The sequence below is a fragment of the Nitrospira sp. MA-1 genome (assembly GCA_032139905.1).
GTDB lineage: Bacteria > Nitrospirota > Nitrospiria > Nitrospirales > UBA8639 > Nitrospira_E.
The window spans coordinates 179,843-197,039 of the sequence record JAQJDB010000005.1; the positions used below are offsets into that span (position 1 = coordinate 179,843).

The 17,197-nt window shown below is 50.3% G+C and carries 13 protein-coding genes; 8 read left to right on the forward strand and 5 right to left on the reverse strand.

The features are described 5' to 3' along the window. The first annotated feature begins 27 nt into the window (after window positions 1-27). The 4 genes from PJI16_05400 (at window position 28) to PJI16_05415 (ending at window position 5,571) form a co-directional block, all read left to right on the forward strand. Entirely contained in the window at window positions 28-753 is a 726-nt protein-coding gene (locus PJI16_05400; protein ID MDT3776993.1) for a hypothetical protein, read from the forward strand. Window positions 754-1,123: 370 nt separating this feature from the next. Beyond that, a complete protein-coding gene (locus PJI16_05405; protein MDT3776994.1) occupies window positions 1,124-2,101 on the forward strand; it encodes a lipase family protein in 978 nt (325 codons plus the stop codon). 606 nt (window positions 2,102-2,707) lie between these two features. Beyond that, window positions 2,708-3,031, forward strand: a complete 324-nt coding sequence (locus PJI16_05410; protein ID MDT3776995.1) for an RNA-binding protein — start codon at window positions 2,708-2,710, stop codon at window positions 3,029-3,031. A 407-nt stretch (window positions 3,032-3,438) separates the two neighbouring features. Further along, entirely contained in the window at window positions 3,439-5,571 is a 2,133-nt protein-coding gene (locus PJI16_05415) for a fused MFS/spermidine synthase (protein MDT3776996.1), read from the forward strand. A gap of 201 nt (window positions 5,572-5,772) precedes the next feature. Here PJI16_05415 and PJI16_05420 read toward each other — a convergent pair whose 3' ends face one another. Together PJI16_05420 and PJI16_05425 are read right to left on the reverse strand one after the other, a co-directional pair. Further along, the gene (locus PJI16_05420) at window positions 5,773-6,144 is read right to left on the reverse strand and encodes a response regulator (protein ID MDT3776997.1); all 372 of its coding nucleotides are present in this window, start codon (window positions 6,142-6,144) and stop codon (window positions 5,773-5,775) included. Window positions 6,145-6,429: 285 nt separating this feature from the next. After that, window positions 6,430-7,562, reverse strand: a protein-coding gene (locus PJI16_05425; protein ID MDT3776998.1) for an IS3 family transposase whose coding sequence is annotated in 2 segments (ribosomal slippage) — window positions 6,430-7,292 and window positions 7,292-7,562 — 1,134 coding nt in all. Because the reading frame shifts where the segments join, the coding sequence is not laid out codon by codon here. Window positions 7,563-8,406: 844 nt separating this feature from the next. Here PJI16_05425 and PJI16_05430 point away from each other — a divergent pair. After that, entirely contained in the window at window positions 8,407-8,937 is a 531-nt protein-coding gene (locus tag PJI16_05430; protein MDT3776999.1) for an RNA polymerase sigma factor, read from the forward strand. Between the two features lie 304 nt (window positions 8,938-9,241). Beyond that, entirely contained in the window at window positions 9,242-10,267 is a 1,026-nt protein-coding gene (locus tag PJI16_05435; GenBank protein ID MDT3777000.1) for a FecR domain-containing protein, read from the forward strand. A gap of 24 nt (window positions 10,268-10,291) precedes the next feature. Here PJI16_05435 and PJI16_05440 read toward each other — a convergent pair whose 3' ends face one another. Beyond that, on the reverse strand, window positions 10,292-10,540 hold the full coding sequence (locus PJI16_05440; protein MDT3777001.1) for a hypothetical protein: 249 nt from the start codon (window positions 10,538-10,540) through the stop codon (window positions 10,292-10,294). Window positions 10,541-10,609: 69 nt separating this feature from the next. Between PJI16_05440 and PJI16_05445 the strand changes: the two genes are divergently transcribed. Then, complete coding sequence (locus PJI16_05445; GenBank protein ID MDT3777002.1) at window positions 10,610-13,174, forward strand: TonB-dependent receptor; 2,565 nt, start codon at window positions 10,610-10,612, stop codon at window positions 13,172-13,174. Between the two features lie 829 nt (window positions 13,175-14,003). After that, window positions 14,004-15,065, forward strand: coding sequence for a hypothetical protein (locus PJI16_05450; GenBank protein ID MDT3777003.1), 1,062 nt, complete (start codon window positions 14,004-14,006; stop codon window positions 15,063-15,065). Window positions 15,066-15,240: 175 nt separating this feature from the next. On the opposite strand, the gene PJI16_05455 is transcribed toward PJI16_05450, so the two are convergent. Together PJI16_05455 and PJI16_05460 are read right to left on the reverse strand one after the other, a co-directional pair. Continuing rightward, a complete protein-coding gene (locus PJI16_05455) occupies window positions 15,241-15,612 on the reverse strand; it encodes a DUF3325 domain-containing protein (protein ID MDT3777004.1) in 372 nt (123 codons plus the stop codon). Next, complete coding sequence (locus PJI16_05460; GenBank protein ID MDT3777005.1) at window positions 15,605-17,155, reverse strand: PepSY-associated TM helix domain-containing protein; 1,551 nt, start codon at window positions 17,153-17,155, stop codon at window positions 15,605-15,607. Before PJI16_05460 ends, PJI16_05455 begins: the two co-directional genes overlap by 8 nt. Window positions 17,156-17,197: the final 42 nt, after the last annotated feature.

Sequence of the window (17,197 nt, forward strand, 5' to 3'; positions counted from 1 at the left end):
AATTACTCATCCCCACCCTCACGCTTTATGGAAGGAATGGAATCTTTATTAAAAAACGGAAACCGTTTTTTCATGTGGTTAAATGATGGGAAGGGGAGGCCACTTATATGGGAGGAACAGATGGTAGTAATGGAGCAAGTGGTTGGAAGAGCAGCAATTTTAATTTTACTACTACTACTTGTCATCGGTGGGTGTTCTAATGCAACCACTGACACCGCTTCCGAAGAGCCTAAGGCTAATCAGTCGGGATTTACTGCAAGTGTATCCGGCTCTGTTGATGGAGAAGTATCCGGGGCTGGTGTCGCTACGTACCTTCCCCCGAAAGAGCGAGATCCAGTAACCGGGAGTCGTCCCGGTTACTTTTTGGTGGCGAACCTTAATTCAGATGGGACGGAGGAAAGAGAATTTCTTTTTATCTTCCGAATCCCTGATAAGGCAGAGCCTGGCGATTATGACCTGGTGACGCCCAATCCATTGAATGTGGGTGAAAACTTTGATGTGCAGGTCGAAATGGTGGAAAAAGGAGAATCCATTTCCTACCAAACCAATACCGTGGGAACCATCACTTTAGAAAATTTTGCTCCTGAACCTACTGATTCAGGAAATAGTAATATTACCGGAACATTTCAATTTGTCACCGAGAATAGTGAAGGGGACCAGATTTCAGCCACTGGCACATTTGATTTCCCCTTGGGAAGAAAAATGGTATCTCAGTATTCAGGCTATTCCGTGAAGGAAGTGTTCAGGGGATGAAAGAAAACTCCATAATAGCCTGTTAAAATAGTGTGGAGACCTGAGGGCGATCCTGATCTCAAATCTATTTCTGGTGGACGTTCTCCAAAGCGAGAGGAGGATTGCGTTCGATCCACAGAATGTTAAGTTACTAAATTCTTCCGTGATCTCCCGCGTTCTTTGCCATTTGTTTAATAAAAATTTCTCGTTGTGATCGATCTCTCCTATCCGAGGTTCCTATCCGCTTCATCCCTAGATTTTATTTGATCATTTTGGCACAGTTTCCCCAGCAATGCCTCATGCCTTCCTTGGAAAAGTAAATGGCATCTGAATCATTCTATGGTTCTGTTTTTAATCCCATGTAGGTTCAGTCCATAAGGAATTCAAATATATGCCAAAGATTATTCCTGATCCAACTGTAGAGGTGGTGTTACCTCCAAATTTCAATCATGAATATTTTGCCGAGGCCAGCCAGCATCCGTTCCGGTTTAAGGCTCGAAGGTTTCAACTGGTGAATGCCTGGTGGTTGGCCGAGGCCGCCTTGTTGGCATATGCCGAGAATGAATTTGCGATTCCTCAATACTCAAAGGTGGGCTTAAACGTGGAAGGCAATCAGCCCTTTAGCCGTGGTGGAAGTACCCAATGCTATGTGGCTCACAATCAGGATGTTGTGATCGTGGCCTTTCGCGGCACGCAGGTGCCGAAGCCGGTGGCAGGGAAACTTCCTGGTGAGATTTGGCGTCAGGTAGTAAAAGATCTGTGGACGGACGGGAAATTCCGTTTAGTCGTATCTGGTCAAGGTGGGTCTGTGCATGAAGGCTTTAAAATGGCGTTGGACGAAGTGTGGGAACCCCTCAAGTCATATTTAGATGGATTGAAAGAGGAAAAGCCGACTCGAACATTTTGGTTTACCGGCCATAGCCTTGGCGCGGCTCTGGCAACATTAGCTGCTGACCGCTATGGGAATGTGCAAGGGCTCTATACCTTTGGATCTCCGCTGGTAGGGGATGAGGGTTTTGCCAGAGATTTCTATGTGGGTGGATATCGGTTTGTGAACAATAACGATGTGGTTGCTCGGATACCACTCTGGGGTCCAAGTGCGATGAACCTGATGAAGTGGGGTCGCTATGAACATGTCGGTCTCCTCGAATACATCGATGAAGCTGGCATGCTTTTCGATAACCCCTCCATGTTGGAAAGGCTACAACATGGTGTGGGAGGGCAGGTTCAACTCCTTCGCCAGTTGATGAACCAATGGGCCAATGGAGACTTTGGGGCCATACCCATTGATTGTTTCAATGATCACGCTCCCCTGTATTATACCCTTCGTATTTGGAATTGTTATGAGCAGGAACTCCAAGGTGTCTAGGAGTAGATTTCCCCCAGGTTTCCAATGTGAATGCGGTATCTGTGACTTCATTCCATCATGGGAAGCCACGCTTATCCCCCTCTCTTCGCAACGACAAATCAATATCTAAGCCAGGTAGCTTAGGCCAAATCCGTCCATCGGGCCGGGAACAGCCTGACCGTTCCGGAAATCCTGGGAAAAATAGCATGGAAGCCGATGAGAAATTCTGGTTTGGATACGGTATTTCTGACGTGTTTCCCCACTGCACTTTTGTGCCAGGAAGGGTTGGCTTTCTCGTAGAATGCTGAAAATGCTGAAGAAAAAGACCTTCTTGCCTCAATTGCTCAGAGCCAGGTCCATATTTCAGTCAAAATTTTCCGTTCCCTTCTACTGGAATTGGCTATCTTCTTCCCTTCTCTTGTGCTAGTTTGAATGAACTTAACGCCTAGGGCTTGGCGATGAGCAATCAAATTACCAAAGCCCGTAACCGGTGTTGTTTTGCCCGAGAGATAACTCGAAAGTGTCTGTCCACTGTCGCATGAATGCAGCGTCCGCGGCCTACTCCTTCTCCAGGTTTTACCCTTTCTCGAGCCTAAGACAATATCATTTTTCAAAAGGAGGACCCCCATGGGTTCAAAATTGTATGTAGGTGGTTTGCCGTATTCCGCGACTCAAGCAGAATTAACCGACTTGTTTTCGGCACACGGCACCGTCGAGTCAGCCAATGTCATTAGCGACAAGTTCACCGGCCAATCGCGCGGGTTCGGATTTGTCGAAATGTCTTCGGGAGAGGAAGCGCAAGCCGCGATTTCAGCCCTGAACTCTACCGAGTTTGGTGGCCGCACTTTGACGGTCAACGAAGCTAAACCCCAAGCTCCACGCACGGGTGGTGGAGGGTATGGTGGCGGCGGTGGAGATTTTGGCGGAGATAAACGTCGTAGCCGGTTCTAACCAGAACACCAATACGTTTCAGAAAAGGGAGAGGTCAATGAGACCTCTCCCTTTTTTTGTAAAAATTCAGCAGTTGCAAGGTATGGTCAATATAAGTCAAATGGGCATTAATTGGACCTGTGGAGAGTGCAGCGTCCAGAGCGGATATATAGCCTAACATCTTGCCATTTGTTAAACACGACAGGGCTTGGCGGAGCACGCAGTCGTGTTATTGTTTTCCGACTCAGGGCACATCGGATTGATTCTCAACGCGTTAAAGGACGGACCGAGTGCATGGATCTGAACTGAATGAAGAGTTGATACATACCAGTTAGAGCCAGGGTAGTCATAATCCCGCCAATGACCTTGCAAAAACGGCTGCGCCTGCGAACAATGTCACATCGCCACAGTCTGTCAATATTAAGGGCATGACTTCCTTCCCACCAAAAATTCCACCGGTGTCTGTCCTCCCGTACGCCTTTGCGATATTTCTGAGTGCCTTTCTGCTGTTTCAAGTAGAGCCCATCATCGCCCGCTATATTCTTCCCTGGTTTGGTGGCACCCCGGCGGTCTGGACCACGTGTATGCTCTTCTTCCAGGTCTTTCTTCTGGGTGGGTATGGCTATGCCCATCTTCTTGCAAGCCACCTCTCCCCTCGGCATCAGGCGCTGGTTCACCTCGGTCTGGTGGTATGTTCCCTGGTCTTTCTCCCTATCACCCCAGATGATGTATGGAAGCCGGATGTGACACAGGACCCCATGCTGGCGATTATTCTTCTCCTCATGGTGACGATTGGGGTGCCGTTTCTCCTCATCTCGGCTTCTGGCCCTCTCCTGCAACATTGGTTCAACCGAGTCCATCCCACTGTGGCACCCTATCGGCTTTTCGCCTTATCCAATCTGGGCTCTCTCTTGGGATTGGTCTCCTATCCGTTTTTTATCGAGCCGCAACTGGGGTTGCGAATGCAGACCCTCTTCTGGTCGGCCGGGTACGGACTGTACGCGGTCATGTGTACCTGGGGGGCCTTACCGCTGTTTCGATTCCCCCTGAGAAGCGAATCCTCAGAAAATCCTGAGTATCGACAAGACAAAAAGCCGCGTCTGCCGGAGAGTTTCCTGATCCTCTCCCTAGCAGCTTGCGGATCAGTGGTCCTCCTAGCAAGCACGAATCAGATTTGTCGGGATATCGCGGTCATCCCGTTTCTTTGGGTTCTCCCGCTGGGTCTCTACCTTATCTCCTTCATTCTGTGTTTTGATCACCCGCGATGGTACGACCGACGGATCTGGGTGCCCGTGTTGCTGGTATTGCTCTCCGCGGTCGTCTACCTGCTGCACCAGGAATATGCGGAGACGGAGGTCATTGTCTATATCCAAATTTTCATCTATTCGGCCGTCCTCTTTGCCTGCTGCATGGTGTGCCATGGCGAACTGGTTCGCTTGAGGCCTCCCGCCAGATTTCTCACATCCTTTTATCTCATGGTCGCGTTGGGAGGAGCCTTGGGGGGGGTGTTTGTCAACCTGGTCGCACCTGTTCTCTTTAAAGGATACTGGGAATTTCATTTTGGGCTGGTGGCCACGATGATGCTCCTGGCAATCTGCCTGTTTCGGACGAGGGATCCGCTCAGATCACCACGCATTCTCTGGTCAGAAAGGGTTTTTTTTGTTGGGGGAATTGCCACGCTTGCAGGTTTTCTGGCCCTGCATATTCAGGAGGAGCAAGCGAGCACCATCCTGACAACGCGTAATTTTTATGGTGTTCTCCGAGTGAAGGAGACGGAGAGAGGGACGGAGTCCGCCAGCCGTTTCCTCTATCATGGTCGCATCAACCATGGCAGGCAATTCCTAACTCCCCGTCGGCACATGTACCCGACTGCCTATTACGGGCCGTTCAGTGGAATCAGCTTGGCCATCAACCGTCATCCCCGACAACAGAGGTTGAACACACTCGAGGACAGGAAAGCGCAAGGGGGCTTGCGCGTCGGGAACATCGGGTTGGGGGTAGGCACCACCGCAGTGTATTCCCGGTCTGGTGATATCTATCGATTTTATGAAATCAATCCTGACGTGGATCGAATGGCCAGGGAGTACTTCACGTATCTCAAAAACGCCCAGGGAGCCCAGCAGGTTGTCCTTGGAGATGGACGAATTTCTCTCGAACGAGAATTGAGGAACAAGCATCGACAGCAGTTCGACATCTTAGCGGTAGATGCCTTCAGTGGCGACGGCATTCCTGTGCATCTCCTCACGAGAGAGGCGTTTGCTCTGTACTGGGAGCATCTACGACCTGACGGGATTCTCGCCCTCCATATCACAAACCTTCACTTTGACTTCAGCCCCGTAGTCCGGGCCCTGGCCAGAGAGTCAGGTAAGCAGGCCCTGTGGATCAAGGACATGGCTGATCATGGGAAAGGGAATAGCTATAGTGATTGGGTTCTGGTCACGAACAACCAGGCATTTTTGGATGACTTCTTCGTCAACATCCGGATCGTACCCTGGCGTTCTCTCGAAGAAATTATCTGGACAGACGACTACAGCAATCTCTTTCAAGTGGTGGCCCCATGACCTGTCCTCTGGTGTGATTGCCTGCGTGGTTCGTGAAGGCGGGTGTCTGACCATGTCTCAGAGCATGCTTCACTGATCCTTCCGCAAAGTCGTTGCAGGTGCGAAAGGAAAGCTTCTCTAGGCTACCTAGTACATTAGGTCCAATCTGAGCTATCGCAATCTTTTGGAGATGATGGACATCGGGAGTGCCCCCTTGATGATTTACGGTGTTTCGAGCGTTTTATTGACCAACGTTACAAAATTTAAAAAATTGTATGGTTTGCTCAGCACGGCTAGGGCTCCTGCCTCATTTGCCCGTTGGGACATTTCGTCGGTGATGTTTCCCGAATACAGAATAAAAGGGATGGAGCTGAACTGAGGATTGGCTTTTGTGTGGAGGAGAAAGTCCATCCCTGTCATGATGGGCATGAAGTTATCGGAAACGATGAGATCCACACTCGGTCCTTGATCCAACCTGACCAGAGCGGCGGCTCCATGCTCGGCTTCATCACAGGCATACCCATGGTGCTCAAGAAAAAGCTTCATGGCTTTCCTGGCCATTTCATGATCATCTACAAGGAGGATGCGTTTCATGATGGAAAACCTATTCCAGAAAGGTTAGGTGCGTTCAATCCATAGTGAAGGAAAAACCAAAAGCTCCCAAATCGAAACGCGTTTTACCGGAACCGATCTACTGTATTCTCTTCTTTCAAAAATTTCAAAGGAGGCGTGAGGAGGGGGTGATAGCTTTTTCCCACAGAGACTTCCCCAGAGCGGAGCGATACTGTCCCAACCCGGCCGCCAAGTGTGTTGAAATTTTGAGTATAGAAGTGGACCCCGATTTCTGGACAGCTTGATAAGTGAAATTTCTGCTTTTCATTAGGCTGCTTGTTTCTCTCTGGGATCGGCAAAATACACCGCGTCTGGTGTTTGGCGATTCAACGCCTGATGGCCCCGTTCCGTGTTATAGAACTGAAAATAGTGAGTCAGGCCCATACGTAGAGCCGCTGGGGTTTCATATGCTTGCAGATACACGTCCTCATACTTGACGCTCCGCCAAAGCCGTTCGACGAACACATTGTCGACCCACCGACCTTTGCCATCCATACTGATCGTCACGCCGTGGGATTTGAGCACGGCCGTGAATGCTTCACTGGTGTATTGCGCTCCCTGATCCGTGTTGAAGATCTCCGGGGCTCTATAGCGCCCCAGGGCTTCTTCTAAGGCCTCCACGCAGGCCTCGGTCTCTAGGGTATTCGACACCCGCCAAGCCAAGACCCGGCGCGAATACCAGTCCATGATTACCGTGAGATACATAAAGCCTTTGGCCATCGGAATGTAGCAGATATCGCTCGCCCCGGCCTGATTGGGCCGAGTGATGGTGAGGCCACGCAGGCGGTAGGGATAAATCTTGTGTCCGTGCCCGGGAAGACTGGTCCGTGGCTTTGGATAGATGGCCCGCAGGCCCATCTGTCGCATCAGACGCTGCACCCGCTTGCGATTGACTCCATGTCCTCGTTGTTGGAGGACCGCGCACAGGCGACGGCTGCCATAGAAGGGCCACTTCAGATACACTTCATCCAGGATACGCATGAACGTGAGGTCGGCTGCTGCGACCGGCTGTGAGCGTGCGTACGCACTGGAGCGTGGCACGGTCAGCAACTGACACTGCCGCGTGACGGGAAGGGGTTGCCGAGTCCTAATCATCGCTTTGCGCTCAGTCATCGGCTGTGCCCAAGCGCGTGTGCTAAAAAATCCTTCTCCATCGTCAACTGCCCGATCTTGGCGTGAAGTTGTTGTTGCCGCTGCTCCTGGGTGGCCGTTTCGGCTAGACCGGAGCCAAACACATGGTCGGCTTTCGCGATGAGCTGTTTCTTCCAGTCTTGAATCTGATTGGGATGGACGTCAAAATGCTCAGCCAACTCGGCGAGAGTCCGGTCGCCCCGAACGGCGGCTAACGCCACCTTCGCTTTAAACGCCGGGGAATGATTGCGTCGTGATCGTCGGGCCATCTTCTGCTCCTTTCGTTGAAGAGGAATATACCGCAGAAGATTTCACTTAGCATCCGAGATGTTCTGTCCAAGACATGGGGTCCACTGCTTATTTCAGCTCAACTTAGAAATGGTATATCGGTATTTACCTAAGCGGCTCTTTTGTCGATCCTCAAAAAAGTCCAGGGCGTGGTTGAAAAATTGATACTCAGACTTTCCTGCCTTTCAAAAAAGTGAAAAGTTCCTAATCACAGCTGCGCTGCAAAAGGGTAATCCAGATCGACTGTATGGCGGTGTGGTAACGAAGGACAGCATGCCCCGTGGCCACATGAAGATTGCCTCTTCGGCATTTTTTAACAAAAGCGGAATGAAAATAATCGAAATCCTTAAGATGAATTAACCGGAAGCAACTAAAGCCAGGTCCTGGTTAGGGAGGAGAGTAGTGGGGAATTTTAGTTTGACGAAAATTCATATGAACTGAGGTAACCCTGTTTTCATGGTTTCAGAGGGATTGACGAACAGGCTTAGTTTATATTAATAATAACAATCAATATCAATTTTTAGGTTTACAGGACCATTCTTCGGATCGCCATGGCTACTTCTTTCTATTGAAAAATTTAAATGACATACAACACCAGCGGCGCTGGTTCGAATGAGAGGCTAGAGATCCGAGAGACCAAAGCCCAATGATGCAACTGCACATTGGGCTTTTTTAATGGATAAAACAAGAAGATTCCACGTGTAACGGATTTCATTTTATGGGATTGCGAAAATTTGTGGATAAGCGCTACCAAGGGGTGACAGTGGTTTTGGAGTTGAAAAAGTGCACCAGATTGAAGGACTTTCTGCCATAAATAGGAAGATCATGGATATGATGCAATTACAGGTGGCTCAAATGTTTGATCAGCATAGGCAAGAGGTGAAGCGTTTTCTCATCAGTCGTGTCTCTTGTGAGGCGACTGCTGCGGATCTAACCCAGGAAACCTTCCTTCGCTTATCTCAATTATCAGATCTTCAGTCGATTCGTAACATTCGATCCTACCTTTTTCGGATTGCTGCCAATTTGGCGACGGATCATCTCCGAACGCAAATACGATGGAAAATGGCATCCTCCGAAGAGGAGCCTCTCCTGCTTGAGAAAGCGGATACCTCATCCACGCCGGAATCGGTTCTGGTAGCAAAAGAAGAATTGAGGATTGTCCTTCAAGCTATTCAGGAATTGTCGCCGTTGTGTCGGGAAATTTTTTTGTTGAATCGATATGAAGGTTTTGCGCATCGTGAAATCGCGAATCGGTTGAATATCTGTATGAGTACTGTCGAAAAAAATATCGCCCGTGCACTCAATCAATGCCGTCGCCGACTGAACGAGGCAGCGGAATCCTCCCAAAAGCTTTAGCCGTTTTTTCTGAACCTCTCCCTTTTAACATCAGGGGCTACTGAATTCCCTCGTGTCCCTGGTATTTATCGGGCCACCCGCATAATTTTTCTAATAAACTGTAGGGTCTGATTGGATCTGGCGCAGTCCTCCTCCCCTTCATTCAATCTCCCTGTGTGGGAAAACAAAAAAGTAAGATGGAGTCATTCATGTGTGGACCATCCGGTTTTTGTCGATTGAATCGTTCTTATAGTGAATTTCTTGAACGGCGCAGGGTATTATCCGATGCACAATATTCAACAGGTTGGGAGGAGGGAACTGTCAGATGTCGGACGCTGATTGCCCGGACAGCGAACAAGAGCGTCTGGAAGCCGAAGCTGTGACGTGGATGGTCCGCCTCACATCAGGGGAGACGACTGATGCAGACCGTCGTGCAGCGAATTTGTGGTGCCGGAAAAGTGTGGCGCATCAGCGAGCCATGGAGAAGGCGTTCCGAATTTGGAATGGTATGGAAGGATTGCGAGACTCACTAATCATTCCGGACAGATCTGGGGAAGTCCGCGGACAGACTCAGCGGACAATTCGGCACCCTCTTTTCCCATCAGCATATTTTTACAGGCAAGACTGGTGGGTTTGGAAAGTGATCGTCGCCGCTATTGCGGTATTGGCTCTTTCCTATACTTTTCAATCCGATTTCCTCATCGACTGGAGGGCGGATTATTCCACCGGAACGGGAGAGCAAGCCACATGGGAATTTATAGACGGCAGTATTGTCCAATTAAACACACATACTGCGTTGAATATTGCCTATTCCCAGAATATGCGGCGTGTGGATCTGCTGCAAGGAGAAGCGGCGTTTCGCGTCGCCAAGGATCCCTCACGGCCATTTATTGTGCAAGCCGACCAAGGAATGATTCGCGCGGTTGGGACTGAATTCTTCGTCTATAAGTTGGATCGCTCTGTCCTTGTGACGGTGGTAGAAGGTGTCGTCGATGTGTCGGTTCCGCCAGGGCACGAAAGGCCCAGCTCCTCCGCACGTCTGAAATCCGGTCAAAGTATTCAATTTGGGACCAACTCCGGATTGAGTGAAGTGAAAGACGTAGATTTAGGCATAGCCACAGCCTGGCAGCGTGGAAGACTTATTTTTGAGGCTGCCCCCTTGACTGAGGTGGTGGAAGAGATCAATCGTTACCGGTCCGGACACATCGTTATTCTCAACGACACCCTTCGAGAACATTTGGTCAGCGGTGTATTCGATCTTGATAGTTTAGACTCCGCTGTGGCCACGATTGAGCGGACCTTGCCTATTGCCTCGCTGCATCTCACTGATCGATTAATTGTCCTCCAATAAGATTCCTTACTCCCCTATCCCCTTTCACTCAACAAACCTTCCTGCGGAAAAAAGACATTTGTTCGCTTTTTGCGGAGAGGGATCGCTCCTGCAAAATTTTTGGATTTTGTCTGTCTGGGTTTCTTCTGCTGAACCGTCTTGTGAAGTAGGCATGTTCAAGGGAGGCTGACCTTCTTTGTCGTAAGTGCTCACCTTGAAATCGAATTTCCTAAAGAGAAGCGGTGCTTTCTTCTTGAGCCGCGCTTGGCCAGCAACCTGAAGAGTTAGCGGCATGGCCCATCATTTTTTTCTTTATATATACCATACCTCATTCACATGATGATTTAGGAAGGAAGTGAAACGATGTCAAAAACTAGTGTAGGAGCACAAAGACAGAAAGCAAAGGAGTTCAGGCGAAAGCGAGTGTCAGGATGGTTGATGGGGCTGACCTTAGTGATCCTCCAACTCCTGGGGAATTTGACGAACTCTGCATCCGCGCAAGAGTCAATTCGGTTCGACATTCCTTCGCAAGCTCTGAATACCGCACTGACAGCCTTTGCGGAACAAAGTTCATGGCAATTATTTTATAGCACGGAGATCGCTGAAGGCCTTCAGAACAAGGCCTTGTCGGGTGCGCATGAACCGGAATCCGCCCTGAAGCATTTACTGTCAGGTACAGGCCTCGAATATCGTATAACTGGTCCTCAGATCGTGAGGATTAGTAAAGGGGGGAATTCTGCAGTCCTGCCCCCTGTGCCTCTGGCGGATACTTCCGTACAACAATCCTCCCAAAGCGTGAATGGCCAAACATCCCAGCCAAGGACGGTCAAGGTGCCGGAGGTTGTGGTGAAGGATGTTCGTGATCGTCCGTACACCACCGAAGATGTGTCAAGTGCCTCCAGAATTCCTGTTCCCGTCCAGGAGATGCCCCGGTCGGTTGAAACGGTGACAAAGGAGGTGATTGAAGACCAGAAGGTCATTCGTATGAACGAGGCGCTTCGAAATGCGAGTGGTACCTATCAATCCAGTACACAAGGCGGTCAGGGCGGCACCTTCATAATACGGGGCTTTGCGTCCGATCTGAATGTGTTCAAGAACGGCTTTCGGGACGACAGCACATTTAGTTCGCGAGCTCCACGCGACATTATCAACCTTGAGAGCATTGAAGTGGTAAAGGGGCCGCCGTCTTATCTTTACGGGCGTTCCGATCCCGGCGGTGTGATCAATCAAATTACGAAAGCCCCTTTGAAGAACGCTTTTTATTCCGGAGAAATGATTGGCGGCAGTTATGAACTCTACCGCCCGACGGTAGAGCTCGGAGGGCCGTTGAACCAAAGTAAGACCTTGACCTATCGATTCAATGGCATGTTCGAATCGGCCGAAAGTTATCGGGAGGGGGTCAAGTCAAAACGCGCTTTTCTCGCCCCGGTATTCGGGTGGGACATCAGCTCGCGGACGACGTTCCGGCTTGAGGGTGAATATCTTTATAATAAGGCCCCTATCGATCGGGGGTTGGTGGCCATCGGTGACGGAGTTGCGCCGATCTCTATCAAGAGTTTCCTCGGAGACCCGACAAAAAAGGATGAGAATAATAGCGGTAAGGTCACCGCGACAGTTCTGCACGAATTCAATGATATGTTCACATGGCGCACTGCGTATAGAGGGGCTTGGACCAGCAGCCGATATGACGCTCTGGAGTCCTGGTTTTTGGTCGGTCCTGAAAGTGATGGAATTCTCGATCTGGCGCGATTTAAATTACCGACGAACGTTTCAAGCAACTACATGCAAAACGAAGTCCACGGCAAATTCTCAACCGGTTCGATTAAGCATAAAACCCTTTTTGGCATCGAACTGGGTCGAGAGAGTTCCTCGGCAAAAGCCTACTCGGATTTCGGTGGTGATACAACCACACCAGGAGGATTCAGCTACATTAATATCTTCGATACATCTGACAAGCAGTTCGTAGACATTCCTCTTGATGAATTCAGCCATACCAAACAAACCAACTATATTTTCGGTCTTTATTTCGGCGATCAAATCGACCTCCTGGAAAACCTCCATGTCCATGGAGGCGGCCGGTTCGATATCTTTGAACAGAAACTCACCAACCGCCCAAATGATTTTGATCCCGACACGAACAAGGATAAACAGACCAAACACAGATTCAGCCCGTCGGTGGGGATAACGTACCAGCCGTGGAAGCCCATGGCCATCTACGCCAATTACACGGAGTCCTTCGTACCCCAAGCAGTCGGATCAAGAGGCATCGACGGAAAACTTTTTAATCCCGAGCGTGGAAAAGCATGGGAAGGTGGTTTCAAATTTCAGTTGTTTGACAACAAATTGCGGACCACCATGGCGGTGTTTCAAATCGACAAAACGAATGTGTTGACGGCCGATCCGGCCAACGGATTCGCGTTTTCCAAGGCAACCGGCAAACAGCGCAGCAGAGGGTTCGAACTCGATGTGGCCGGGACGATATTGCCTGGGTGGGAGATCATTGCCAACTATGCGTATACCGATACGCGTGTCCGCAAAGATGTCATGTTTCGTGAGGGGAGTCGAGTCTCCAACGTCCCTTATAACCAAGGCAGCATATGGACAACCTACTTTTTCCAAGAAGGCGTGGTGAAGGGCTTCGGGGCCGGAATCGGTATGTATGCGCAAGGCGAACGGAATGGTGTCTTCGAATGTGAGGATCCGGCCAATTGCCAGGCGCCGTTCAAGATGAAGGGCTTTGTCAGAATGGATGCGGCATTGTATTACCGTAAGCCGAATTTTTCCCAAGGAACTAATTTGCTGGCTGCGGTGAACTTTACGAATCTTCTGGATCAACGGTACATGACCGGCAGTCAGAATTTTAGGGAAATCGTCTACACGGGTGCGCCTTTAACCGTGATTGGCTCTCTCAAATTTGAGTTTTTCTGAGAATTTGGAAATTAGATAAGATTTTTCGACGCTCAAATTTCAGAAAACGTGGGATCCTGAGAAATGGACGGCGGTATGACATAACTTACGCAGTGGTCTGCATGGAGGAGGGCCGACCTGATTTGGCACCTGATGTTTGAGCAGGGTTTTACGATTTCGTACAACGGGTGTCCGATCCTTTCGTGTGAATAAGTACTGGAATTGCCAGACTCCGTGGGCTAATTTACGGAAAGGCCTAAAACTGATTATTAGATTTCGACCTACGTCGAAAGGATCTGCATGACAGATTGGGTGCAAGGACCTACATAACCACACTCCGACGCTTCTGTGAGGACGGGTTCATGGATTCGACCTGCATTGATGCCAAACAATCCTTGTGGCCTTGAGAGGATGAGAAAGAATTCGAATAGCGTGGAGAAGTTTCGACGATGGAAGTTCCTGAACTTCATTGTCCCGGAACTGTCTGGAAGTTTGGGAATCGGCGCATTGATGCGTTAGTGGTCCTACCGAATTAGATGTTCTCTGGCCCTTGACCGGCGGCAATATGGTCGCAGTAGATCTTTCCCTATTTAATGAAAAATGGATCACCATGTGCTGTCCGTTCCGTGTTGTAGTGGCCCGACAATTTGGGTCGTAACGATCTCGCCTGATGCTCATTTTCTGAACTTGGGAAATGCCGCCCCCGTTGTAATTTGCAGGAAAGATGGTGGGAGTGTATGACTTGTTCTTTTTCTTCTCAACGGAAAAAATCTACCTTCGGATCGTTCATGCCGGACGAGGTCCTCTTTGGAAAAACCTTCTGGGAAAATGTACTGTGGAGGAAAGGCCAATGAATGCAAGATTTATCCTCTTCACGGCCAGATCGGGACAGGTGTCCGAAACGTTTCTGATGACCGTCTTCCTCGTGTTGTGTTGTTGGGGCGCTATTGCTCTGGCAGAAAATCAGGGACCGGGAGCGACGGAAAAGGATGACAAATTTCGGCGCGATCGCGAAGCCATCCTCGCGATGGCGGGTAATTACCGTGTAACGTTCGATTTCAGAGAGACGGTTTCGTTCGTCGAGGGATATCAGCTCAAAAAGCCGTATGAGGTCGATGGCTATGAAATCGTTCGCGTGATCCGCGACGACGGTGAATTCATTAGCCTTCAACACATTCTCGTCGTTGATGGGATTTGGGAAGACCAAATGCCCATCAAGCATTGGCGGCAGGATTGGATCTATGAACCGAGACAACAGTTTGAGTATGTCGGCCGCAATGTCTGGCAAATCCGCCAGCTGGATGAGGCCGAACGCCGAGGGAACTGGGCCCAGCTCGTGTACCAGGTTGATGATAGCCCCAGGTATGCCGCAGTTGCGGCATGGACACACCGCCACGGGGAGTCCGCATGGATGTCACCTCCGACCTGGCGCCCCCTTCCACGGCGTGAACGGACCAAGCGGGACGATTATGATGTTCTGATTTCCGTGAATCGTCAGGCGTTAACTCCGAACGGGTGGGTACATGAACAAGACAGTTCGAAAATCATCCTACGGACCGACCCGAAAATTCTGGCTAGAGAGATGGGTGTGAACACCTATACGTCGTCGGATGCGTTTAAAATTCAGGTTGCCGAAGACTATTGGAACGAAACCAGGGAGTTTTGGGCGGAGGTCAGGGATGAATGGAGCAAGATTCAACAGGAATTGGAGGCCTTCAGCCTGGAATCTCATGGACAATCCGGAAAACTCTATAATCAAATTCTGCGTTTGGCCAAGGACGCGAGGGAAGGAAATCTGTCCATGAAGACTGCCTCAATGCGCGCACGGAACCTCATTCGCGATTCGACGACGAACGAGGTCTCTGTGCGCAATTTACGGGCGGAGGTTCAGGGTCAGAAAGCAAACAACTAACCTTGATCGGGGACGGGTGATTCCCTCGTGGCTGTGGTCATTCTCAACATGCCGGGTAAATGGCTATATCCGGGATTTTTTGCAGATATTTTCCAGGTTAACCTTTCGGTCAGAGCGTTCCCTTCAAGACATTGGCTATGCTGATTATTTCGGAAAAGCTGGAAAGACCATTCCGTTAATCTAACAAAAAAACCAAGACCGCGAGGGGTCCGCCGCAGCAGGTCAAAATACCCAATAGCAGGACGAGCCGGGGAGCAAACGGAAGCCCAAAGATCAGCGTGAGTCCACCGATGGCAAGATAACCTACCCATCGGACCGGGCCGAATGACCATCCCGCAGTGTCGACAGCCATAGCAAATGATAGTCCCAGGATCAGCCATCCTACGATTTTTAGTATTAACAAGGACGGGCTGGAAGGAAGAAATGGCTTGCCCAGCATGTCCTGAAAATGCTTCGGCATGGCCAGGCACAAGGTAAATAACCCGGCATAAGAGAGTAGGAATACGAGGATATCCATGTCAGGATCGGCTCGTTTGCGTTCATCCACCCGAAGCGACCGGGTGGGAGGGCCTGGGACGGGATGATGTACGTGCAAGTTGGTCAAGACGCCTAGCGGTCCAGCCCAATCCTAATCCGCCTATCAAGGCCGTGAGGTCCACCGCGGCCACCTCCCACTGTCCTTTTGGCACTGTCATGAACAGATGGTGTTCCGTGGTGATAACATTCACGACCGGCAGCAGTATGAAAAATAGGGCCGCGACGGACAGTTGTGTTTTCCATATTCGCAAAGATGGCCTGAGTTGGAAAAGTTTTTTGATTAAGGCATGCCCCAGGCAGAGACTCCAGGCCGTGAAAAATATCTGCAACTCCCGGAGTTCACGTGCAGGAAGGTCGGCAGGCAACAGACGATTGGCCCAAAAGAACGTCGCCGTGGCCGCCAATAATCCCGCTATCGCCGCCACGTTCACTCCTTCCACGAGCCGATATCCCACTGCGTCGGTTGTAGTGTGACGCCCCTGCCGCTTCACGACCCACAGGACCAACCCTGTGGCAATCATGGCGCTTGCCGCCAATCCCATGCCGAAGTACAGCCACCGTATAGTGGCACCGCCGAATTGCACAAAGTGCAATCCGGAGAGGACCGACTGAGTCATATACGCAGGTTTGGAATTGATCCAGACGGTCCGAAGTGCACCGCTTTCCCCATCGAAACTCACGCGGTCGCTATATAAGCTCAAGCGATCGGTCGACTGACGATTAACATGTACCAGGGCATGACGATCGCCCGGATGACTTACCAGGATCGACCTGGTTTGACCTCCCTGCCAATAGGGCCGGGCCTCGCGTTCCAGGTCTCTCAATGAAACCAGTGGAGCCGGCTGATTCGCTCTCTCCGGTTCAATGAAGGATTCAGCCTCTGCCCAGAAGCCCTCCATCTCGCCATCATAATGAACCTGTAATCCTGCCGGCATGTAGATCGACCAAAAGATTACCAGGCCGCTAAAGGTAATCATGATGTGAAACGGAAGAGCCAGCACGCTTGTGACATTGTGCGCATCCAGCCAGGACCGATGAGACGAGGCGCCTGGGCGGAAGGTAAAAAAGTCCTTAAAAATGCGATGGTGAATCATGATGCCGGTCACCAAGGCGGCCAGCATGGCCATGGCCGCGGCGCCCACGATCCAAGTGCCGGCCTGGTCTAATAAGAGTTGATAGTGAAATCGATAGAAAAATTCTCCTCCATGAGTGTTACGAACAGTGATGGGCTGTCCTGTCTTGGCATTGATCATCCTGGCAACGGACGTACCGTCCTGGCTCCATCGAATGGTGGAGACCGGTGTGCGTTCGCTGGGCAGCTCAATCGACCAGCGTTCGGCCTGCGGGGCAAACTGTTCCAAAGTTCGCACGGCGGCATCCACATTAAGCGGGGAAGGGATGACATGATGCAGTTCCGGTTTCATCCAATAGGTGATTTCTTGATCGAACACCGTCAGCGTGCCGGTGAAAAAGATTGCAAACAACAGCCAGCCGAAGAGCAGGCCTGCCCAGGTATGGAGCCAATCCATGCACTGTGTGAAGCTTTCTTTCATGGATCAGTGACTTTTCCTGTAGGTTGTCTCGACTTGACATCC

Excerpts from the sequence above, each read along its gene's own strand:
- PJI16_05400 (MDT3776993.1), top strand. The coding sequence starts at position 28 with ATGGAAGGAATGGAATCTTTATTAAAAAACGGAAACCGTTTTTTCATG.
- PJI16_05405 (MDT3776994.1), top strand. The coding sequence starts at position 1,124 with ATGCCAAAGATTATTCCTGATCCAACTGTAGAGGTGGTGTTACCTCCA.
- PJI16_05410 (MDT3776995.1), top strand. The coding sequence starts at position 2,708 with ATGGGTTCAAAATTGTATGTAGGTGGTTTGCCGTATTCCGCGACTCAA.
- PJI16_05415 (MDT3776996.1), top strand. The coding sequence starts at position 3,439 with ATGACTTCCTTCCCACCAAAAATTCCACCGGTGTCTGTCCTCCCGTAC.
- PJI16_05420 (MDT3776997.1), bottom strand. The coding sequence starts at position 6,144 with ATGAAACGCATCCTCCTTGTAGATGATCATGAAATGGCCAGGAAAGCC.
- PJI16_05430 (MDT3776999.1), top strand. The coding sequence starts at position 8,407 with ATGGATATGATGCAATTACAGGTGGCTCAAATGTTTGATCAGCATAGG.
- PJI16_05435 (MDT3777000.1), top strand. The coding sequence starts at position 9,242 with ATGTCGGACGCTGATTGCCCGGACAGCGAACAAGAGCGTCTGGAAGCC.
- PJI16_05440 (MDT3777001.1), bottom strand. The coding sequence starts at position 10,540 with ATGCCGCTAACTCTTCAGGTTGCTGGCCAAGCGCGGCTCAAGAAGAAA.
- PJI16_05445 (MDT3777002.1), top strand. The coding sequence starts at position 10,610 with ATGTCAAAAACTAGTGTAGGAGCACAAAGACAGAAAGCAAAGGAGTTC.
- PJI16_05450 (MDT3777003.1), top strand. The coding sequence starts at position 14,004 with ATGAATGCAAGATTTATCCTCTTCACGGCCAGATCGGGACAGGTGTCC.
- PJI16_05460 (MDT3777005.1), bottom strand. The coding sequence starts at position 17,155 with ATGAAAGAAAGCTTCACACAGTGCATGGATTGGCTCCATACCTGGGCA.